Genomic DNA, 21,002 nt, shown 5'->3' on the forward strand with positions numbered 1-21,002 from the left:
GCAGAAACTATTGCACTTTCGCAAATAGGTGTATTTCTAACTCTTTCTTTTCCGAATTGTGCTACAAAACCATCAGTAATTTTGAATGCACCACCATATTCGGCAATGTCTTGCCCCATAATAACTAGGTTATCATGACGCTCCATCGATTGACGCAAACTATTAGAAATCGCATCAATCATTCTAATGTTTTCTACTTCTTCTGAATGGTTAACTTCTTCAAATTGATATGGTTTGTAAACATCATTTAATTCTTCACTTAAACTAGCTATAATTTCTGGTTCTTTTTGAACTAATGCCCAATCGGTATCAATTTCTTTCTTTAATTCGGCTCTAAAAGCTTCATCATCTTCGTCAGATAAAACTGCAGTTGCTTTAAGATAACTTCTAAAATTTTCCACTGGATCTTTTATAGCCCACATATCCATGAGTTCTTGCGGAACATATTTTGTACCACTCGCCTCTTCATGTCCGCGCATTCTGAAAGTCTTGAATTCTAACAAAACTGGACGTGGATTTTCTTTCATTGATGCTTTTAATTCGGATATTAAATTATAAACATCCAGAATATTATTTCCATCGACAATATGAGATTCCATACCAAAACCAACACCTTTATCTGCTAAATTCTCACAACGATATTGCTCGTTTGTTGGTGTAGATAATCCATACCCATTATTTTCGATAACGAATAAAACAGGTAAATCCCAAACCGAAGCAATATTTAACGCTTCATGAAAATCTCCTTCGGAAGTAGCGCCTTCACCAGTAAAAACTGCCGTTACTTTACCGTTCTTTTTTAATTTATTGGCTAAAGCGATTCCGTCGGCTACACCCAATTGTGGACCCAAATGCGAAATCATTCCTATAATACTGAATTCTTGTGTACCAAAGTGAAACGAACGATCACGCCCTTTTGTAAACCCATTGGCTTTTCCTTGCCATTGCGAAAAAAGGCGATGCAACGGAATATCTCTTCCTGTAAAAACTCCTAAATTACGGTGCATTGGTAAGATGTATTCATCTTTGTCTAAAACCGCTGTGATTCCTACAGAAATAGCCTCTTGACCAATTCCTGAAAACCATTTTGACACTTTCCCTTGGCGGATAAGAATCAACATTTTTTCTTCAATTAGTCTTGGTTTTAAGATTCGTTTGTATAAATCGAGTAAGGTTTCGTTGGCTATGTTTTTTCTGTCGAAATTCATTTTTAGTAGCGTTTTTTTAATGTGGCGTAAAAGTATAAAAAAATGGTACGCAGATGAAACGGATTTTTAAAAAAATATTAATGTTTACTGATATGCTTAGCCCTGATAGTAGTGAAAATCCTTTTTTGAGGTTTTTTCCGAAAAAAAGATTGTAACGGATAGCAGGAAATAGCTTCAAATAAAAAAAATATTTATACATTTGTTACATGATGGTATTATCCATTTGTAAGTTATTAACATATTATATCAGAGATGCAAAACATTCCTAGTGTTGACTTGCGTGATTTCCTTTCGGGTAACCCGGAACGTAAACAAAAATTTGTAAATGAAATCGGAAAAGCTTTCGAAGAGATTGGCTTCGTAGCGTTAAAAGGTCATTTTTTAGATGACGAATTGGTTGGTGAATTGTATGGAGAAATTAGAAATTTCTTCTCATTACCACTTGAAACAAAATATAGTTATGAGATTCCAGGAATTGGAGGTCAGCGTGGTTATGTTTCTTTCGGGAAAGAGCACGCAAAAGGTAAAAAAGAAGGAGATTTGAAAGAGTTTTGGCATTTTGGTCAGTATGTTGACAAAGATTCAAAATATGCTGCTGAATATCCAGATAATGTTGAAGTTAAAGAATTACCAAGATTTAATGTAGCCGGAAAACAAGCGTATCAAATGCTTGAAAAGACTGGTATTTACGCGCTAAGAGCTTTGGCTTTGCATTTAGGTTTAGATGAGTTTTATTTTGACCAATATGGTTATGAAGGAAACTCAATTTTGAGACCTATTCATTATCCACCAATCACTCAAGAGCCTGAAAATGCGATTCGTGCTGCAGCTCATGGAGATATTAACTTGATTACTTTATTAATGGGTGCTCAAGGAAAAGGATTGCAAGTTCAAAATCATGACGGCGAATGGATTGATGCCATGGCTGAACCTGATGAATTAGTAATAAATGTTGGAGATATGTTATCTCGTCACACCAATAACAGACTGAAATCGACTATTCACCAAGTGGTAAATCCGCCGAGAGAATTGTGGGGAACTTCACGTTATTCTATTCCGTTTTTTATGCATCCAGTTAGCGACATGCGTTTAGATGTTTTAGAAAATTGTATTGATGAGGAAAATCCAAAGAAATATGATGATATTTCGGCAGGAGAATTCTTATACGAAAGATTAGTAGATTTGGGGTTAATCAAAAAATAATTTATAATTTTATACCATTAAGAAAGACATTAAGTTCGCTTGATGTCTTTTTTGATTGAAATAGAATCCGTTTAATCCGCGTTCAAATTAATAACAATATGGACTTACAAGACCAATTAAAAAACCTTTTCCCTAATCACGAACCTGCTCCAGAAGAAGAAATTCCGGAAGTTGAGCACGAATTATACGTTCAAAAAGAACCTATGATTTGCAAATATGAAAAACGAAAAGGAAAGGCCACCACTATTATTGAAGGTTACGAAGGAAGTGACGAAGACTTTAAAATTTTAGCCAAAGAAATAAAAACCAAACTAAGTGTTGGCGGAACTTTCAAGGACGATTCAATAATAATTCAAGGAGATTACCGTGATAAAATAATGGAAATACTAAAAATAAAAGGATTTAAAGTAAAGCGCGTTGGCGGATAAAAATTTAGTTGTATGATATTAAAAAAATAAATGAAAATATTTCCTGAAAGTAATTATTCAATTGAATTAAATAATGATAGTATTTCTACTATTTTAGAATTAAAAAATAGAACTTTATCAAAAGAACAATTTGTATCAAACTGGAATAGTCAAACATTTATTGGTAAAATTAAAGATAATGAATTTGAAATAAAACTTTCTAAAAAGTTGTTAGGAGAATTTTGCGTTTTAAACGGAAAATTAGAAAATAAAAATGGAATACTGGAAATTCGGACTGGCAAAATTTTAAAAACTATTTTTGTAGCAATAAGTTTGTTTAGTCTTTCTGGAATAGTTCTGGCAATCGTACAAAATAAATTTGAAATAATATTTCGTCTCCTTTTTACAATTTTTGGGATTAGATTTATTTTTATAGAATTAGGATTTAGAATTATTTCAAAGGTGGCAATTAAAAAATTAATCGAAATAAAAGGAATTAAAAAAATAACAATAAAAGCTTTGTGAACATTGTGAAAACTTTGTGCACTTTGTGGTTAAAACAAAAAAAATGATAAAATCATCAGAATTAATACTAAACCCTGACGGAAGTGTGTATCACTTAAATTTGCTTCCTGAAAACATTGCACACGATATCATCTTTGTAGGCGATCAAAATCGAGTAGAAAAAATTACACAATTTTTTGACACCATCGAGTTTTCTACTCAAAAAAGAGAATTCAAAACTCAGACAGGAACAATAAAAGGCAAACGAATTACAGTAATGTCTACAGGGATTGGTCCAGACAATATAGATATTGTAATGAACGAATTAGACGCATTAGTTAATATCGATTTAGAAACTCGCAAACCAAAAGAAAATCTTACTTCTTTAAATATTATTAGAATAGGAACTTCAGGCTCTTTGCAAGCCGATATTCCTTGTGATAGTTTTGTAATGGCAAAATTCGGGTTGGGATTAGACAACATGCTTCGCTCCTATTTAATCGACGAAGTTTCAATACCTGAAATGGAAGACGCCTTTATAAAACATACCAATTGGGATTTACGCAAAGGAAAACCATATATCATTTCTTGTTCTTCAACATTAGAAAAGCTAATAGAAAGCGAGAAAATACATAAAGGAATTACAGCAACCGCTGGAGGTTTTTATGGCCCACAAGGTCGCGTTTTACGTCTAGCTATTCAAGATGAAAGTTTGAATTCTAAAATGGATAACTTCAATTTCGAAGACAACAGAATTACCAATCTAGAAATGGAAACTGGTGCAATATATGGGCTTGGTAAACTTTTAGGTCATAATTGTTTGTCGCTAAATGCTATCATTGCCAATCGGGCGAGTGGAACTTTTAGCGAAGATCCTTACAAAGCTGTTGATGAGTTAATTGCGTATACTTTAGAGAAATTAAGTAAATAATTTTTTTAGGAGCTATTCTCCGCTATCTGTTACAATCTTTTCCTTTTTAAAGAAAAAAGGAAAAGGATTTTCACTACTATCGGGGCTAAAAACCGTAAACAATGAACCTAATCCTAGAAACCGACCGACTTATTCTTCGACCGTTTGAATTATCAGATGCCGAAGCATTGTTTGATATGGACAAAAATCCAGAAGTTCATAAATATTTATGGCAAAAACCTATAATGAAAATTGAAGAAGTACATGATTATATCAATATGGTTCGTCAACAATATTCAGATAATGGTATTGGTCGTTTTTCAACAATTCTAAAAGAAACTGGAGAACTAATTGGTTGGACAGGGATAAAATTTGTAACAGATCATATAGAAAACGGGAATACTAATTTCTACGATTACGGTTATCGTCTAAGCGAAAAATTCTGGAATAAAGGATATGCCACAGAAGCATCTGTTGCTTGGCTAGATTATGGCTTTAATAAGATGAAAATTGAAGTTATGAATGCTTATACACATACTCAAAATGGTGCATCTAATCATGTTTTACAAAAAGTTGGAATGAATTTTATAGAAGATTATTTAGACAAAGACAATGTTCTCTGGAGATGGTGGCAAATGAAAAATCCCGCTATTTAACCTACATTTGTCTTTCAGAACAAACTCACAATGAAAATAATTCTAACAGGAGCAACGGGCGTTTTAGGATCTCATATTATGTATGAAATTTTAGAGCTTTTTATAACCAATTCTATCGACGGAAAACTATTCCTAATTACCAGAAACAAAGGAAAAAACTCAGCCAAAGACAGAATAAATGAACTTTTATCTAGTAGCTATACGCCTAAAATTCTTATCGAAAAAGGATTAGAAAAATTACATTCTTATTTAGAAATTATAGATACTGATTTGTCTGAAATTCAAGATAATAATGCCGAAAAAATTCGTGGCGCCTACTTTATTCATTCTGCAGGATACGTAAATTTATCGACTGATGAAGATCAAAAAGAAAAGATATTTAACGAGAATGCCCAAATTACAAAAGACATTTTCAAGGTCTTTTCTCCGTTTATCAAGAAATTTATTTATATCAGTACTGCATTCTCATCTGGAATTAGAAACGGATTGATAGGCAATGATTTTCATAATTTACCTTTTGTTCCAGAACACAGAAATGCATACGAAAATGCTAAATTTCATTCGGAAAATTTTGTGAAAAAGCAATGCGAGATGGCAGGATTACCATATCAAATTCTTCGTCCAAGCGTTATTGGAGGAAAAATGTTAGGAAAAGAAAACAATTATTTCATTCCAAAATATATGGTTTTTTACCTTTTGGCAAAATTTTTCCACTTTACCGCACAACGAAAAAATGAACAAGAAAATGTAAGGTTTCAAATAAACGAAGCAACAGGATTAAATATTATTCCTGTAGATTATGTAGCAAAAGTAATTGTAAATTCTTTTCAAAGAGAAGACATTCAGCAACTTAATATTGTTCACAATGAAAGTTTTAATATCGTAAAAGGACTACAACTCATTATGCAAGAAGTGGGCTATACTAATTTTAGTTTAATTCAAAACACGCTCGATTTTAATTACAAAACTACTATCGAAAAATTATATTACGAAAGTATTGGAAAACATTTAAAACCTTATTTTACTACTGATGCCAACGAATATGATACAACATTATTAAACTCTATTCTAGAAATTCCTAAACTGGATACAGAAGCATTTACAAACATGATTCGTTATGCGAGAGTAAATAATTTTAAAGATATAAATGTTTAATTTAGAGACTAATTTAAGAGTTGCAAGCAATATTGAAATCACGAAATGAAAAAAACACAACAAATAATACTTTTATTACTGATTATTTCCTGTAATAAAATAAAGAATACTGAAGTTGTCAATAAGAATCAAAAATTACAGCCTCCAACCCCTTCTGAAAAAATTAATTGGTTAAGAAATTCAAAAGTCAAATTGGAAATAAACAATGATTTGTCACACCAAAAAGGGTTTGAATGTGATTCTGTAATTGGAATCGATTATATTGGCTTTGAAAATGAAGACTTCTACTATCCTATAAATAATAAAGGCGAATTCATAAGCACAATAAAGAAAAAACAGAAACTGAACAATGAACAATTTTCAAATCTTAATTCAATTCTAGGTAATAGAAAAACATATGAGCATCCACAAATTATAGGTTGTTATGAACCAAGACTCGGGTTTATATATTACAAAGAGAGCAAAGTAATTGGACAAACTCAAATTTGTTTAAGTTGTGCTCAATTACATTCAACAGCAAGAACGGTTGGTAAAGTATACGGAAGTTCGATTAATGATGAAGCTAGAAAAAAGATTGATAATTTAAGAATTGAACTTGGATTTAGCAATGGGTATAAATAAAAAATACTGCTGGTAAAAGCGACTTTTTCTTGTATTGTAATCTTTTACAATAAATTTATGCAACCGTCATAAAGTTGGCGGGTCGTAATAAAAAATTTGCTGATTTGAAATAATTTTTATAAAAATGAGAACAATAAAAATAGTAGGCGTTCCAGAACATTTCAATTTGCCATGGCAATTATGCCTCGAAAATGGCGAATTCGAAGCGGAAAATATAGATTTACAATGGACCAATATTCCTGAAGGAACAGGTAAAATGTGCCAAATGCTTCGTGATAAAGAAGCCGACATTGCCGTAATTCTCACTGAAGGAATTGTAAAGGATATTATAGCTGGAAACCAAAGTAAAATAGTACAGGTTTACGTACAAAGTCCGCTTATTTGGGGAATTCACGTCGCTGCTAATTCAAAATATCAAAATCTTTCCGATTTAGAAAATACAAAAGTTGCCATTTCGCGTTTAGGATCAGGATCACAACTCATGGCTTATGTAAATGCAAATAATCAAGGTTGGAAAACAGATAATTTTAAATTTGAAATCATAAATACTATCGATGGCGCTGTTGAATCGCTAACCAACGGAACATCCGATTATTTTATGTGGGAACGATTCATGACTAAACCATTAGTAGACAAAGGCATTTTCAGAAAAATAGCCGACTGCCCTACGCCTTGGCCTTGCTTTGTTATTGCTGTTCGTGAAGAAATTCTTGAAAAGCATCCAAAAATAATTTATAAAATTCTCGAAATCATTAATGCAACCACTACCGAATTTAAAGAAATTCCAAATATCAATAAAACTTTAGCATCAAGATACAATCTAAAAATAGAAGATATTAATGAATGGTTATCATTAACTGAATGGTCTCAAAATCAATTATCAGAAAAAATGTTAAACAAAGTTCAAAATCAGCTATTTGAGCTATCTATTATTGATAAAAAGGTTACTTTTGAAACGATAGTCAGATAATTGCTTATTTTTATCGTTTTACAGTAAAGAATGTTACAATTCACAAAAGAATTTATCAAAAAATGCAAAGAGAAGCTTTCTTTACCAAAGCCTTGGGATAATATTGTCATTTTTTTATTAAATATCTTACTAACTATTCCCGTATTTATTATTGTAAATCAAAATTTAGCCAGTCCAAATTGGCAACTCCCTATTGATAGAATTGTATTATTTATAGTAATCCTTGTTTGTTTTCAACTTATTTTAAGAGCTTTAAAAACGATAATTGTCATTTGTATCTTTCTATATTTAATCTTTCTTTTTTACGGAGCAATCTTCGGAGAATATGGCTTTTATAGGGTTTATGACGATTATCGATCTATGATGTACACCATGGAAGAAAATCCTTATCCACAGGATATTATCGTAAGTAAATTATTGCCTTTCCCAAATAAAAATAAAGTACTTAGAGCCATCGATTTTCAAAACCCTAAAGTTCGAAATTTTGCATTATCTGCGACTACAAAATATTTTAGAGACGATATAAAAATAAAAGGATATAGTAATTACAGGACAACTATTCAATGTTTTGCGGTATTTAAAGAAATAAAAACCCGTTGGAATTATGTAAACGATCCACAAGGAAACAATTATATCGCTTATGCATCAGAATCTTTGCAACACTTTTCTGGCGATTGCGATGACCACGCCATTCTTATGGCAGCAGGCGTAAAAGCTGTGGGCGGAATCCCAAGACTTATCGAAACAAATGCACATATTTATCCCGAAATGCTAATTGGTAACAATCGTGATTTACAAAATGTAATGTTTTTAATCAAAAAAGTGCTTTTTGTTGAGGAAAGCAAAGGCAAACAAATTCATTATCACATTGATGAGCGCGGACAAATATGGCTTAATTTAGATTATACAGCTAATTATCCCGGCGGAAAATTCATGAGCGAAGAAATTTTAGGACAGTTAACCTTAAATGATTAGAAGCACAACTATTGTTTCTTTTTCAACATTATTCCCGCTCTTCGCTTCAATCTTTTTCCCTTGTTCTCAATACTCCTCGCAAAAAGCGAGGAACTCGAACTGACGAGAAAAAGGATTTTCGCTACGATCGGGGCTACAATTCATAGTATAAAATTCTATTAAAACTCCTAAAAAATTACCATTCAATTTCACTAAAACCTTTCGATTTCAAATAGTCATTGGTTTCTTTAAAATGATTATTTCCAAACCAAAAACCACGGTTTGCACTTAGTGGCGATGGATGTCCAGACTCTAAAACCAAATGTTTTTCTCTATTTATTTTACTTCCTTTTTTGTGTGCAAAACTTCCCCAAAGTAAGAAAACAATATCCTCAGAGTGATTAGAAATGTAATCGATTACTGCATCTGTAAAAACATTCCATTTCAAGTGTTTGTGACTGTTCGCTAAATCTTTACGAACAGTCAAAGAAGCATTTAAAAGTAAAATTCCTTGCTTTGCCCAGGATTCTAAATTACCCGAAGTTGGCGAAAAAATTCGATCATATTCGGTATTTATTTCATTAAAAATATTTTTTAGAGAAGGCGGAATTTTCACACCATCATTGACCGAAAAACACAAACCATTAGCTTCTCCATCGCCATGATAAGGATCTTGACCAATGATAACCACTTTCAAATTCTTAAAATCACAAGCATTGAAAGCATTAAAAATTAAATCCTTTGGCGGAAAACAAGTATGGCTTTCATATTCTTCTGCAACAGTATTCATCAAATCATTAAAATAAGGTTTCCTCTTTTCTGTTTCAAAAAAATCAGCCCAAGAATTAGATTTAATTACAGTTAACATTTGTTATTTTTTTTACAAATATAAACACTTTGATATATTACTACTACTAAACTTTGTAACTTTGGGACTTTGCAACTTAGAAACTTTTGCCGCTTATAAAAATGATTTCAATTACCGAAAAAACACTTCAAGATTTACAATTTTCAACCGTTTTAGAAACGATTTCTAATATTTGCAATACAGACATTGGAAAAGAAAAAGCTTTAGAAATTACCCCTTTTAAAGATGAAGAATCTTTAATGACCGCTTTGTACCAAACTTCAGAATATATTGCTTCTTTTCAAAATAACAATGCCATTCCCAATCATGGTTTTGATGCGATTACTTATGAAATAAAATTTCTAGGAATAGAAGATAGTTTTCTAGAAGTAGGAAGTTTCCGCAAAATTGCTACGTTATCCGAAAACACGAATGTTTTACTTCAATATTTCAGAAAATTTGAAGATTATTATCCCAATTTATATAAAAAATCAAGTCAAATTGAACTCACAAAAACCATCATCAGTTGCATAGACGATGTGGTCGATAAATATGGCGAAATAAAAGACAATGCTTCACCAGATTTGCTAAATATTCGTCGTGATATGAATGTTGTTCGTGGCAAAGTAAACCAAAGTTTTGGCATGGCGCTAACACAATATAATGGTTTGGGTTACTTAGATGATATCAAAGAAAGTTTTGTTAATAATCGTAGGGTTTTAGCAGTTTTAGCCATGTATCGTCGCAAAGTAAAAGGGACGATTTTAGGAAGCTCTAAAACAGGAAGTTTGGCATTTATAGAACCCGAAGCTACGTTAAGATATTCTCGAGAATTAGGTAATTTAGAATATGAAGAAAAAGAAGAAATTACTCGAATTTTAAAACAATTAACCAATATAATTCGTCCATTTTTGCCTTTATTAATTCAGTATCAAGATTTTTTAAGTGATATTGTTGTCATTGCTGCCAAAGCAAAATATGCGAATAGAATAAATGGAATTTTACCAAAAATTACTAAAGAAAGACGAATTTATTTTCGTGATGCCTTCCACCCTATTTTGTATTTGACCAACAAAGCAAAAAACGAAATCACGCATCCACAAACCATCGAATTTGATTCTGAAAATAGAATTATTGTAATCTCTGGACCTAATGCTGGAGGAAAAACGATTTCATTAAAAACGGTTGGTTTACTACAATTAATGTTGCAATCTGGGATGTTAATTCCTGTTCATGAACGAAGCGAAACTTGTTTGTTTGATAGGATTTTGACAGATATTGGAGATAACCAATCGATTGAAAATCATTTAAGTACATACAGTTACCGATTAAAAAACATGAACTACTTTCTGAAAAAATGTAATGCAAAAACATTATTTCTTATCGACGAATTTGGTACAGGATCCGATCCTGATTTGGGGGGCGCTTTAGCCGAAATTTTCTTAGAAGAATTTTACCATCGTGAAGCTTTTGGAATCATTACAACACATTACACCAATCTTAAAATTCTAGCCGATGAACTACCATTTGCGACCAATGCCAACATGCTTTTTGACGAAAAATCTCTAGAACCAATGTATAAATTGGCTTTAGGACAAGCGGGAAGTTCTTTTACATTTGAAGTAGCTCAAAAAAACGGAATTCCGTTTGGGTTGATTAATCGTGCCAAAAAGAAAATAGAAACAGGTAAAGTTCGTTTTGATAAAACCATAGCCAATTTGCAAAAAGAACGTTCTAAAATGGAAAAAACTTCGATTAATTTAAAAGAAGAAGAAACCAAAGCTCGTGAGGAAAGCAAAAAAATGGAAACTATAAATGCTAAAGTCAAGCAAAAACTAGAAAATTATCAGGAATTATACGATAGTAATCAGAAAACCATTTATTTAGGACAAAAAATTGAAGCTATTTCAGAAAAATATTTTAATAATAAAAACAAAAAAGAATTGCTCGGAGAGTTTCTAAAAGTGGTTGAAATTGAAAATTCAAAACGAATAAAAGCTACTAAAAGCGAGGTAAAAGCCATTGCCGAAAAGAAAAAAGTAATTATCGAAGAAGTAATAGTTCAGGTTGAAGAAATTCGCAAAGAGAAAAAAGAAAAGAAACTCAAGGCAAGTTTAGCTCCTGAAAAAGTAACCGTAGTTTTGAAAATTGGAGACAGAGTTAGAATGCTTGACGGAAAATCGATAGGAACAATTGACAAAATTGAAAAAAATAAGGCTGTTGTAAACTATGGTGTTTTTACTTCAAAAGTAAGTTTAGAATCATTAGAATTTGTACAATCAAAATAAAATAATTTATGGAAGGAATACCAAATGATAAAAAAATAATTCTTTTTGATGGGGTTTGCAATTTATGCAATTCATCGGTTCAATATGTAATAAAATATGACAAGAAAGATATATTTAGATTCGTTGCTATTCAATCTGAATTGGGGCAAAGAATTATAAAACATATTGGCATTTCCCAAAGACATATAGATAGTGTTATTTTATATATACCTGGTAGGGCTTATTATTATAAGTCGACAGCTGCATTAGAAATTGCTAAAAGACTAGGTGGAATTTTTACTTATACTACTATTTTTAGATTTATTCCTTCTAGAATACGTGATTTTATTTATGATTATATTGCTAAAAATAGATACAAATGGTATGGCAAAAAAGAATCTTGTATGATTCCTACAGCAGAATTAAAATCTAAATTCTTGTAAATATAATATTATCTTAAACCCAATTATAATACATTACAACATCCCATTATATTTTCTAACAAACCATTCTGTAGTTAGAGTAATTGCTAAAAGAATAAGCAATCCTATTAAATCAATCAGAGGAGATTTTTTGACTATTTCTTTCTGAATAGCTGGGAAACTTTCTTTTTTAAGCAGTTCATTAATTAATTGATCAACTTGGCTTGGATAAAATATTTTTCCGTTCGTATTTGTTGCAAATTGAGATAAACGAGAAACATCCGGGTTTACAGATTGTTTTTCAATTTCAAAATCTAAAACTTCAAAATTACTTGAATAAGTAGCTTTCGAGTTATTCTCTTTAACCAAAAAACTATAATTTCCAGGATCTAAACCTTCTAAATTTACTTTGTATTCTCCATTTCCTTTTAAGAAATCAAATATTTTAGTGGCATTAGTTTTCTTATTTTTTAATTGAATGGTCAGTTGGGCATTTTCTTCAAACTCATAATTTTTATTAAAATATTGAGCAGAAATCTCGATATTTTCTCCCGAATTATAAAAACTTTCGTGCGTAACAATCAATGCCTTTTTTGAAGCATTAGAAGCTAAAAACTGAATAATTTTATCCATAAAAACATCAAATTGCTCGAATGATTTTGTTTTTACATGACTTTCTACACGCCATTTCCAAATATTTTCTCCAAAAAGATACGCATTTCGTTTCATTCCATTTTCAGCAAAAGCCAATAATGGATTTTCAGTCTTAATATTTCTAATTTGTGATTGCAATAAAGTATTTACATTTCCTGTAATATCGATATTTCCAAAGGAATTTTCCAAAGGCGGGAATTGTTCGAAACCAATATTATCTAAAGCAAATGAATTAAATTGTGGATTAAACTCGGCTGTAAAATCTTCTTTCTGTCCCGACATTCTAAAATTCAATTGGTCTTGATATTGATTCAGAATATCATAATCGGTACTTAAACCAGTAATTACAAAAGTGTTTATTTGTAGGTTTTTATTTTGTTCTAAAATAGACTTGAATTCTCCATTAGGCTGATACAAAATCAAAACATTATAATCTTGTAATGATTTAATTTGTTGTGGTTTAAGAAAAGTTACTTTACGTTGTACATTAGATTCTATCGCTCTTTTTATAGCACCTAAATCAGGGTGATTTATTGCTGAAATAAGCGCTATTTCCGATCGTTGGTCTATTACTTCGACAGCAAAATTCTTAACATTATTGTACTTGTTTTTTTCTGTTTCTGAAGTCGAAATAATTGCCTTATAAGTGTGAACTCCTACTTTATCAGCATTTAATAAAACGGAAATTTCTTGTGCTTTTTTATTGGCAGAGAACGAAACCGTTTGTTTGTGAATCGTATTATTTCCTTGTTGAATACTAAAAGTGGTATTGATGGTTTTGTTTCCGTTGTATTGTAAAAAAACTTCAACGGGAAATTTATTTTTTAAGAATGCATATTTATTTACATTCAACTGATTAATTTTTACATCTAAAAAACTAGTTGTATCTCCTAAAATCAATGGATAAACTTGATTATTCTGCGGAAATGAATATACATAATCGTTTCCGATAGTTTGATTTCCGTCTGACAGTAATACAATTGGAAAATTTTGATTGCGATATAATTGCTTCAAATTTTGAGCAACTTTATGAATATTAGATTGTTTTCCTTTATAATCTATTGGTTTATCAGTATAAAAATCGTCATCAAAACTAAATAACTGAACATCATATTTGTCTTTTAATTGACTGTTTTCAGATAATTTTTGAGATAATTCTTTCGATATATTTTCTTGTTTTAATTCTGAAATAGATTGAGAATTATCTACAACAATTGGCAAAGGAGTTTTGCTGGTTTCGTAAGTTTTTCTTGATATGATTGGATTAATCATCAATAAAAGAATCGAAAAAACAGAGATAAAACGCAACAAAGCCAATAAAATATTGACTTTGTTGTAATTTTTATTTTTATAAAAATATTGATAAAACGACAATCCTCCAGCAAGTACTAAAGAAAGTAATATGAGTAGAATTGTGTTTGTATTCATTTTATTTTGAATTGAAAAATTGAAAAATTGAAAAATTGAATACAAACCTAATTTTTAAATTTTTCAATCATTAAATCTTTAAATTTATTAAGTTAACATTCCCCCATCTACGTTTAGTACTTGCCCAGTTACGTATGCGCTCATATCACAAGCCAAGAAAACACAAGCATTAGCAACATCTTCGGGAGTTCCGCCACGACGCAACGGAATACTTTCTCTCCAACCTTGCACCACATCTTCATTTAGCTTTGCTGTCATTTCAGTTTCAATAAATCCTGGAGCAATAGCGTTACATCTAATATTACGAGAACCTAATTCTAAAGCTACTGATTTTGTAAATCCAATAACTCCTGCCTTTGATGCTGCATAATTAGTCTGACCAGCGTTCCCCTTTACACCTACAACACTACTCATATTTATAATAGAACCTGAACGTTGTTTCAAAAATGTTTTTTGAATGGCTTTAGTCATATTAAAAACTGATTTCAAATTGACATCAATCACTTTGTCAAAATCTTCTTCAGACATACGCATCAATAAATTATCTTTAGTAATTCCTGCGTTGTTTATTAAAATATCTACAGTACCAAATTCAGTAATTACAGCATCTACAAAGGTTTGTGCTTCATTAAAATCGGCAGCATTAGACTGATATCCTTTTGCTTTTATCCCCAAAGCATTTAATTCTGTTTCTAAAGCCATCGCAGATTCTACAGACGAACTATATGTAAAAGCTACATTTGCACCATGTTGTGCAAATACTTTAGCAATTCCACTTCCTATTCCACGGCTTGCACCAGTTATAATGGCTACTTTTCCTTCTAATAATTTCATTTTATTGTTGGTTTTGTTCTTTAATTTGAAGTGTCAAATATATAATAAATACTTTTTGAAAAAAATACATTTTTTTAATTAAACCTTTTTAACTTTATAATGTCTTAATTATTTTATCTTCAATAAATATATGAAGCAAAACTCGGTAGATTTTAAGAACTTATACAATGAATACAAAGTATTGGTTTATAATGTTGCACTAAATTATTTGCAAAATACCGAAGATGCCGAAGAAGTTACACAAGATGTTTTTGTTCAAGTACACGAATCTTTAGATCAATTCAATAAAAAATCTTCTCTAAAAACATGGATTTATAGAATCACCATCAATAAAAGTTTAAATTTTATTAAACATAAAGCCAGCAAAAAACGATTTTTTGTTTTTGGCCGTAAAAGCAATAATGAATTAGAAATCAATAATTTATCTAATTTTGAACATCCCGGGATTTTATTAGAGAACAAAGAAAAATCAACTATTTTATTTAGAGTTATTAATGAACTCACGGAAAATCAAAAAACAGCTTTTATGCTTTCTAAACTAGACGGATTAAGCAATCCTGAAATTTCAGACATTATGCAACTTAGCATTTCATCGGTGGAATCTCTTATTTTTAGAGCAAAAACTAGTTTGAAAGAAAAATTATCAAATAAATTCGAAGAACATCGCAAGAAATAATTAAATAATTTGTCTAAACAATTATGGAACAAGAAAAATGGATAAATAGTGTTATAAATAGCACCTATGGAATAACGAAAGTTATGCCTGATGATTTGCTGTTTTCTAAAATTGAAAATAAAATAAAAGAGCAAAATGTAGTATCAAATAAATGGATTTGGGTTGCAGCGGCTTCTTTTGCAATTTTGTTTTCATTAAATTTTGAAGTTATTTTTTCAGAATCTAAAAAATCTAATAATGATACTGAAATATTAGCTTCGTCTATTTGTAAGTCGAATCAACTCTATTAATTATGAACAAAATAAAACTGCTTACTTTCTCGGTAATCTTACTCTTAATACTAAATATTTCAACTTTAGTGTTTTTTGTTTTTTATGGAAATCAATTACAAGGTTTTAATAAAAGAATAGAACCTAAAGAAATTATTATTAAAAAATTAGGTTTTGATGAACAACAAGTAAAAGAATACCAAGAACTAATACATTGGCACAGAGGAAATATAGATAATTTACAAGAACAAATTCGAAATACAAAACAAGAATTATACTCAGAATTAGTAAAATCTGACGTTGACAATAAAACTAAGGATAGCTTAATAAATAAGTTAGCCAACATTCAAAAAGAAATAGAAATCATGCATTTTAAACATTTTCAAGATATAAAAAAACTTTGTAAGAAAGAACAATTAGACCGTTTTAATGATTTAACTCAAGAATTGGCTAAAATCTTTTCTAAACCAAAACCACGAAATGATTAAAAAAATAATATTTAGTTTCGTCATTTGTCTGCTTTTTTTTGAAAGTTCTAAAGCTCAAAAAGAAAATGATTCTTTATTTATAAATTTGAATTTAAAATTCGACACGAATACTTTCGAATTAAACAAAAAATATATATCTAAAAATAAAGATACGCTACAACTAAATTTAGTTAAATTTTATATTTCCAAAATTCAAATTGAATATACAGATAAAAGCATTTTTTCTGAAGAAAACAGCTATCATTTAGTTGATATAGAAAATCGAAACTCACTAAAAATACCTATTTGTAAAAGAACTAATAGAATTATAAATAAAATAACATTTAATGTTGGTGTTGATAGTCTTGCGAATACATCTGGTGCTTTATCTGGCGATTTAGATCCTACAAAAGGAATGTATTGGGCTTGGCAAAGTGGCTTTATAAACATGAAAATTGAAGGAAAAAGTAGTAGTTGCAAAACAAGAAAAAATGAATTTCAGTTTCATATTGGCGGCTACCTAAACCCCAATTATGCTATGCAAGAAATAGATTTATTTCCAAAATCAAACCAACTTGATATCGGAGTAAATTTAGCTATTTTTTTTAATGAAATACAACTTTCAAAAACCAATTCTGTTATGATACCTGGTAAAAACGCCATGGAATTAGCACATTTGAGCACAAAAATGTTTTACATAGAATGAAAAAAATTATAGTATATATATTTTTTAGTTTTGTAATTATCATTTCATTGGCTTTTGTAAAAAAAAAGCTTACTCCTATTTATTTAGATATTCCAAAAGGTTGGTCAAAACCTAATTATGATTTTAAAAATAATCCGTTAACCGAAGAAGGATTTCAATTAGGAAGACAATTATTTTACGATCCCATCTTATCTAAAGACGGTACCATTTCTTGTGCTAGTTGTCATTTACAAGCGACTGGTTTTACGCACGTAGATCATGCTTTAAGTCACGGAATAGAAGGAAAAATTGGCACTCGAAATACATTAACTTTACAAAATTTAGCTTGGAGCAAAAATTTTATGTGGGACGGAGGAGTAAATCATTTAGAGATGCAACCGCTCGCTCCTATTACAAGTCCAGTCGAAATGGATGAAACTTTACTAAATGTTGTTTCTAAACTTCAAAAAAGTAAAAAATACCAACTATTATTTTCCAATGCCTTTGCCTCAAATCAAATTACTGGACAATTAACGTTGAAAGCTTTGTCTCAATTTTTAGTAATGCTAAAAACTTCTAATTCAAAATACGATAAGGTAATGAGAAAAGAAGAATTATTTACAGAGATGGAGAAAAAAGGATATAATTTATTTAAAACTAATTGTGCTAGTTGTCATCAAGAACCTTTATTTTCTAGCGATAAATATGAAAACAATGGTTTAGAAATAGATACAACTTTAAATGATTTTGGAAGAATGAAAATCACTCAGGATCCTAAAGATTATTTACTTTTTAAAGTACCAACCTTAAGAAATATCAAATTTACTTTTCCTTATATGCATGATGGCAGGTTTAAATCAATAAATGAAGTAATTAAACATTATAATTCTGGAATTATAACTAATAAAACATTATCTAAACAATTATTAAAACCAATGAATCTATCAGATAATGATAGAACTGATTTAGAAGGCTTCTTAAAAACATTAACCGATAATGATTTTTTGTTTGACAAACGATTTTCGTACCCAAAAGAATAAAATATTTTTTTTGCGCAAGAATTAAATAAAAACATTGTCTAAACTAAAAGTACCTAAAATCTAAACAAAACTTTTATGAAAAAAACATGTCTCATATTTGGAATTCTAACTCTTGGAATATCTTCTTTTGCTCAAACCAATCCAGTAATAACGGGATGGCTTAGAAATTCTACAGGAATTACTGGTCGTCATTATGTGAGCGGAAACCCAACCCCAATTACCGATTCCCCATTGGCTAATGTACAAACGGTACAATACTCGACACTTTGGTCCTACGTTACTACTAATGGAATTCCAGCTTATATTACGGGACCATTTTTAGACGGCAATCCTACTTTAGCAACTTCTCAAGCTGGTGCAATTTTTAGATTTCCATTAGCGCCTACTCAAAATACAGGAACATTAACTGCAACTTCAGGTGGAAACATTGGTATATTTAAAAATGGAGTAGCATTATTTGATTATCGTGATGGCGTCTCTTATAAACTTTCAACAGGATCTAATGCTGGTGGACCTCTTGGTGGAACCGGTGATGGAGTTTGGAATAGAGATGCTATTGTAGCCGAAAGAGGCGGATTTGATTGCTCAAAAGCGCATCCAGCTGGCGGTAACTATCATCATCATCAAAATCCAAGTGCATTTAATCTAGATTTAACTGTTTTATCTACAGTTTGTAATACATATCCATCGGATGGTTTATATGTTATTAATCCAACTGTTCATTCCCCTCTTTTAGGATATGCTTATGATGGTTTTCCTATATATGGTGCATACGGCTATACAAATACAAATGGTACAGGAGCAATAACTAGAATGAAATCAGGTTTTAGCTTAAGGAATATAACGACAAGAACTGTTTTATATGACGGTACCAATGTTACTGATGGTCCTGCTGTAAGTGCAACTTATCCTTTAGGCCTTTATCGTGAAGATTATGAGTTTATTGCCAATGCAAGTCCGGATTATTTAGATATTCATAATGGCCGTTTTTGTGTCACACCAGAATATCCGTCAGGCATTTATTGCTATTTTACAACTGTAGATGCTAATCATAATTCAGCATATCCATACGTTGTTGGACCTACTTTTTATGGTAATAAAACAGGAGGCAAAGTAGCTTCTATAGCGGAACCAGTTACAACCTTAAGTACGAATGATTTTATAAAAAATGATTTAAAAGTTGTAATTTATCCAAATCCAGCACAAGATTTTATCGCTATTCAATCTCAAATGGCTGAAAATAATTTAAAAATAGAACTTATTGATGAGTTAGGAAAAGTTATAAAAGAAAGCAAAATTCTTCAAGGAAGCACTTTAAGTATTATTGAAACAGATGAAATATATAACGGAATTTACTTCGTAAAAATATCTGATGGTTCAATTTTTAAAACATATAAAATAATTATTAATAAATAATTTTAAACTCTAATTAAACTATTTTTCATATTTAAAGTCAAATAGTTAACCCCAAAAAATATAACCAAAACTACCATTTATGAAAGTAAGAAACATTTTATTAGTGACTTTAGCATTGGCACTACTTACATCATGTAACAATAATGATGATAGTTATGTTCCTATCGCTCAATCTTACCCAAATGTAGAGGCTACTTTTGGAAGCACTATCAATTTAAATAATTTGTCTAATTATTCAAATCAGACAATTCCAACTTATATTACAAAGGACAATACAACTGGCAATCCAATAACCGACAAAGGAGCAACACTAGGACGCGTTTTGTTTTATGATAAAAAGTTGTCATCAACAAACACCATTTCTTGTGCAAGTTGCCATAAACAAGCTGATGCTTTTAGCGATGCAAGTGTTGCTAGTACTGGTGTAAACGGCACAACTTCTAGACACGCCATGAGACTTATAAATTCTAGATTTTCAATTGAAAGAAAATTTTTCTGGGACGAACGAGCAGCAACTCTCGAAATACAAACTACACAACCTATCCAGAATCACGCAGAAATGGGTTTTAGTGGTGCTAATGGAGATCAGTCTATAACTGATTTGACTGATAAATTAAGTGCCATTGGTTATTACAAAGAACTTTTTAAATTTGTTTATGGTGACGAGCAAGTTACCGAAGCAAGAATACAAACTGCATTGGCTCAGTTCATAAGAAGCATTCAATCATTTGATTCTAAATATGATGCAGGAAGAGCATTAGTAGCAAACGACGGACAACCCTTTTCGAATTTTACAGCACAAGAAAATCAAGGTAAAAATATATTTTTAACACCTCCTGTTTTTGATGCAACTAGAAATAGGACTTCTGGAGGATTTGGTTGTGCAACTTGTCATGCTGCTCCTGAATTTGATATCGATCCAAATACTAGAAATAACGGAATTATAGGTAACATATCTGGTAGCGGAATAGATATTACAAATACTCGTGCTCCATCTTTAAGAGATTTACTTAAACCTGACGGAACAATAAACGGACCTATGATGCACACAGGTATTTTTACAAGTCTGCAAACCGTAATAGGACATTATGGCAATATAAATATTGCACTAGGAAATACGAATCTTGACCCAAGATTAATGCCAAATGGCTTTGGACAACAACTAAACGTAACAGCAACCGAAGTAAATGCAACAATAGCTTTTATTAAAACACTTTCTGGAACTAATGTATATGTAGATTCAAAATGGTCTAGCCCTTTCTAAATCATTTTTTAATTATAAAAACCTCAAATTCTTTTTAAATTTAAAAAGAATTTGAGGTTTTATTTTTTCTATTAAAAATGAAATTATTCTATCTCAAAAAAGGAAAACTTTTTTTTATACTACGAATTACAATACTTATATTTGC

General features: G+C 30.6%; 22 protein-coding genes. 18 read left to right on the forward strand and 4 right to left on the reverse strand.

Translation table 11 applies throughout. The features are described 5' to 3' along the window. A partial coding sequence (locus tag ABI549_RS06470; RefSeq protein WP_348075643.1) for a thiamine pyrophosphate-dependent enzyme occupies positions 1-1,208 on the reverse strand: 1,208 nt, incomplete at its 3' end. Positions 1,209-1,460: 252 nt separating this feature from the next. Between ABI549_RS06470 and ABI549_RS06475 the strand changes: the two genes are divergently transcribed. From ABI549_RS06475 to ABI549_RS06515, 9 genes are all read left to right on the forward strand, one after another. After that, a complete protein-coding gene (locus tag ABI549_RS06475; RefSeq protein ID WP_348075644.1) occupies positions 1,461-2,411 on the forward strand; it encodes a 2-oxoglutarate and iron-dependent oxygenase domain-containing protein in 951 nt (316 codons plus the stop codon). A gap of 98 nt (positions 2,412-2,509) precedes the next feature. Then, on the forward strand, positions 2,510-2,839 hold the full coding sequence (locus ABI549_RS06480; protein WP_348075645.1) for a translation initiation factor: 330 nt from the start codon (positions 2,510-2,512) through the stop codon (positions 2,837-2,839). A 30-nt stretch (positions 2,840-2,869) separates the two neighbouring features. Continuing rightward, a complete protein-coding gene (locus ABI549_RS06485) occupies positions 2,870-3,343 on the forward strand; it encodes a hypothetical protein (protein WP_348075646.1) in 474 nt (157 codons plus the stop codon). Between the two features lie 43 nt (positions 3,344-3,386). Continuing rightward, complete coding sequence (locus tag ABI549_RS06490; RefSeq protein ID WP_348075647.1) at positions 3,387-4,253, forward strand: nucleoside phosphorylase; 867 nt, start codon at positions 3,387-3,389, stop codon at positions 4,251-4,253. A gap of 101 nt (positions 4,254-4,354) precedes the next feature. Then, complete coding sequence (locus ABI549_RS06495; RefSeq protein WP_348075648.1) at positions 4,355-4,888, forward strand: GNAT family N-acetyltransferase; 534 nt, start codon at positions 4,355-4,357, stop codon at positions 4,886-4,888. A 30-nt stretch (positions 4,889-4,918) separates the two neighbouring features. Next, a complete protein-coding gene (locus ABI549_RS06500) occupies positions 4,919-6,043 on the forward strand; it encodes an SDR family oxidoreductase (protein WP_348075649.1) in 1,125 nt (374 codons plus the stop codon). Positions 6,044-6,088: 45 nt separating this feature from the next. After that, complete coding sequence (locus tag ABI549_RS06505; protein WP_348075650.1) at positions 6,089-6,664, forward strand: hypothetical protein; 576 nt, start codon at positions 6,089-6,091, stop codon at positions 6,662-6,664. A gap of 124 nt (positions 6,665-6,788) precedes the next feature. After that, positions 6,789-7,634: a substrate-binding domain-containing protein gene (locus ABI549_RS06510; protein WP_348075651.1), complete on the forward strand. Its 846-nt coding sequence runs from the start codon at positions 6,789-6,791 to the stop codon at positions 7,632-7,634. Between the two features lie 30 nt (positions 7,635-7,664). After that, positions 7,665-8,609, forward strand: a complete 945-nt coding sequence (locus ABI549_RS06515) for a transglutaminase (RefSeq protein ID WP_348075652.1) — start codon at positions 7,665-7,667, stop codon at positions 8,607-8,609. 175 nt (positions 8,610-8,784) lie between these two features. On the opposite strand, the gene ung is transcribed toward ABI549_RS06515, so the two are convergent. After that, a complete protein-coding gene (ung, locus tag ABI549_RS06520) occupies positions 8,785-9,456 on the reverse strand; it encodes a uracil-DNA glycosylase (protein ID WP_348075653.1) in 672 nt (223 codons plus the stop codon). A gap of 101 nt (positions 9,457-9,557) precedes the next feature. Between ung and ABI549_RS06525 the strand changes: the two genes are divergently transcribed. Continuing rightward, positions 9,558-11,723 (forward strand): DNA mismatch repair protein MutS, encoded by a 2,166-nt coding sequence (locus tag ABI549_RS06525; RefSeq protein WP_348075654.1) that lies wholly within the window; start codon positions 9,558-9,560, stop codon positions 11,721-11,723. 8 nt (positions 11,724-11,731) lie between these two features. Next, the gene (locus tag ABI549_RS06530; RefSeq protein WP_348075655.1) at positions 11,732-12,145 is read left to right on the forward strand and encodes a thiol-disulfide oxidoreductase DCC family protein; all 414 of its coding nucleotides are present in this window, start codon (positions 11,732-11,734) and stop codon (positions 12,143-12,145) included. Positions 12,146-12,178: 33 nt separating this feature from the next. Here the strand turns inward: ABI549_RS06530 and ABI549_RS06535 are convergent, their stop codons facing one another. Together ABI549_RS06535 and fabG are read right to left on the reverse strand one after the other, a co-directional pair. After that, positions 12,179-14,206, reverse strand: a complete 2,028-nt coding sequence (locus ABI549_RS06535) for a hypothetical protein (RefSeq protein ID WP_348075656.1) — start codon at positions 14,204-14,206, stop codon at positions 12,179-12,181. Between the two features lie 87 nt (positions 14,207-14,293). Further along, entirely contained in the window at positions 14,294-15,040 is a 747-nt protein-coding gene (fabG, locus tag ABI549_RS06540) for a 3-oxoacyl-[acyl-carrier-protein] reductase (RefSeq protein WP_348075657.1), read from the reverse strand. A 130-nt stretch (positions 15,041-15,170) separates the two neighbouring features. Between fabG and ABI549_RS06545 the strand changes: the two genes are divergently transcribed. The 7 genes from ABI549_RS06545 (at position 15,171) to ABI549_RS06575 (ending at position 20,857) form a co-directional block, all read left to right on the forward strand. Beyond that, a complete protein-coding gene (locus ABI549_RS06545; RefSeq protein ID WP_348075658.1) occupies positions 15,171-15,716 on the forward strand; it encodes an RNA polymerase sigma factor in 546 nt (181 codons plus the stop codon). A 23-nt stretch (positions 15,717-15,739) separates the two neighbouring features. Further along, the gene (locus ABI549_RS06550) at positions 15,740-16,006 is read left to right on the forward strand and encodes a hypothetical protein (RefSeq protein ID WP_348075659.1); all 267 of its coding nucleotides are present in this window, start codon (positions 15,740-15,742) and stop codon (positions 16,004-16,006) included. Positions 16,007-16,008: 2 nt separating this feature from the next. Further along, positions 16,009-16,473 carry a hypothetical protein gene (locus ABI549_RS06555; protein WP_348075660.1) on the forward strand — a complete coding sequence of 155 codons (465 nt, stop codon included), beginning with the start codon at positions 16,009-16,011 and terminating at the stop codon, positions 16,471-16,473. Then, a complete protein-coding gene (locus ABI549_RS06560) occupies positions 16,466-17,158 on the forward strand; it encodes an MbnP family protein (RefSeq protein ID WP_348075661.1) in 693 nt (230 codons plus the stop codon). Before ABI549_RS06555 ends, ABI549_RS06560 begins: the two co-directional genes overlap by 8 nt. Next, positions 17,155-18,177 (forward strand): cytochrome c peroxidase, encoded by a 1,023-nt coding sequence (locus ABI549_RS06565; RefSeq protein ID WP_348075662.1) that lies wholly within the window; start codon positions 17,155-17,157, stop codon positions 18,175-18,177. The genes ABI549_RS06560 and ABI549_RS06565 overlap by 4 nt, the downstream gene beginning before the upstream one ends. Positions 18,178-18,252: 75 nt before the next feature. Next, positions 18,253-19,593, forward strand: coding sequence for a YHYH protein (locus tag ABI549_RS06570; protein ID WP_348075663.1), 1,341 nt, complete (start codon positions 18,253-18,255; stop codon positions 19,591-19,593). Positions 19,594-19,672: 79 nt separating this feature from the next. Next, positions 19,673-20,857: a cytochrome c peroxidase gene (locus ABI549_RS06575; protein ID WP_348075664.1), complete on the forward strand. Its 1,185-nt coding sequence runs from the start codon at positions 19,673-19,675 to the stop codon at positions 20,855-20,857. Positions 20,858-21,002 lie beyond the last annotated feature (145 nt).

This window comes from Flavobacterium sp., from assembly GCF_039932285.1.
In the GTDB taxonomy this organism is placed as follows: Bacteria; Bacteroidota; Bacteroidia; order Flavobacteriales; family Flavobacteriaceae; genus Flavobacterium.

Bases quoted from the DNA above. Each gene is read 5' to 3' on its own strand.
- ung (WP_348075653.1), bottom strand. From the start codon at position 9,456: ATGTTAACTGTAATTAAATCTAATTCTTGGGCTGATTTTTTTGAAACA.
- ABI549_RS06495 (WP_348075648.1), top strand. From the start codon at position 4,355: ATGAACCTAATCCTAGAAACCGACCGACTTATTCTTCGACCGTTTGAA.
- ABI549_RS06480 (WP_348075645.1), top strand. From the start codon at position 2,510: ATGGACTTACAAGACCAATTAAAAAACCTTTTCCCTAATCACGAACCT.
- ABI549_RS06510 (WP_348075651.1), top strand. From the start codon at position 6,789: ATGAGAACAATAAAAATAGTAGGCGTTCCAGAACATTTCAATTTGCCA.
- ABI549_RS06575 (WP_348075664.1), top strand. From the start codon at position 19,673: ATGAAAGTAAGAAACATTTTATTAGTGACTTTAGCATTGGCACTACTT.
- ABI549_RS06565 (WP_348075662.1), top strand. From the start codon at position 17,155: ATGAAAAAAATTATAGTATATATATTTTTTAGTTTTGTAATTATCATT.
- ABI549_RS06560 (WP_348075661.1), top strand. From the start codon at position 16,466: ATGATTAAAAAAATAATATTTAGTTTCGTCATTTGTCTGCTTTTTTTT.
- ABI549_RS06475 (WP_348075644.1), top strand. From the start codon at position 1,461: ATGCAAAACATTCCTAGTGTTGACTTGCGTGATTTCCTTTCGGGTAAC.
- ABI549_RS06525 (WP_348075654.1), top strand. From the start codon at position 9,558: ATGATTTCAATTACCGAAAAAACACTTCAAGATTTACAATTTTCAACC.
- ABI549_RS06570 (WP_348075663.1), top strand. From the start codon at position 18,253: ATGAAAAAAACATGTCTCATATTTGGAATTCTAACTCTTGGAATATCT.
- ABI549_RS06515 (WP_348075652.1), top strand. From the start codon at position 7,665: ATGTTACAATTCACAAAAGAATTTATCAAAAAATGCAAAGAGAAGCTT.
- ABI549_RS06530 (WP_348075655.1), top strand. From the start codon at position 11,732: ATGGAAGGAATACCAAATGATAAAAAAATAATTCTTTTTGATGGGGTT.
- ABI549_RS06500 (WP_348075649.1), top strand. From the start codon at position 4,919: ATGAAAATAATTCTAACAGGAGCAACGGGCGTTTTAGGATCTCATATT.
- ABI549_RS06545 (WP_348075658.1), top strand. From the start codon at position 15,171: ATGAAGCAAAACTCGGTAGATTTTAAGAACTTATACAATGAATACAAA.
- ABI549_RS06505 (WP_348075650.1), top strand. From the start codon at position 6,089: ATGAAAAAAACACAACAAATAATACTTTTATTACTGATTATTTCCTGT.
- fabG (WP_348075657.1), bottom strand. From the start codon at position 15,040: ATGAAATTATTAGAAGGAAAAGTAGCCATTATAACTGGTGCAAGCCGT.
- ABI549_RS06485 (WP_348075646.1), top strand. From the start codon at position 2,870: ATGAAAATATTTCCTGAAAGTAATTATTCAATTGAATTAAATAATGAT.
- ABI549_RS06550 (WP_348075659.1), top strand. From the start codon at position 15,740: ATGGAACAAGAAAAATGGATAAATAGTGTTATAAATAGCACCTATGGA.
- ABI549_RS06555 (WP_348075660.1), top strand. From the start codon at position 16,009: ATGAACAAAATAAAACTGCTTACTTTCTCGGTAATCTTACTCTTAATA.
- ABI549_RS06490 (WP_348075647.1), top strand. From the start codon at position 3,387: ATGATAAAATCATCAGAATTAATACTAAACCCTGACGGAAGTGTGTAT.
- ABI549_RS06535 (WP_348075656.1), bottom strand. From the start codon at position 14,206: ATGAATACAAACACAATTCTACTCATATTACTTTCTTTAGTACTTGCT.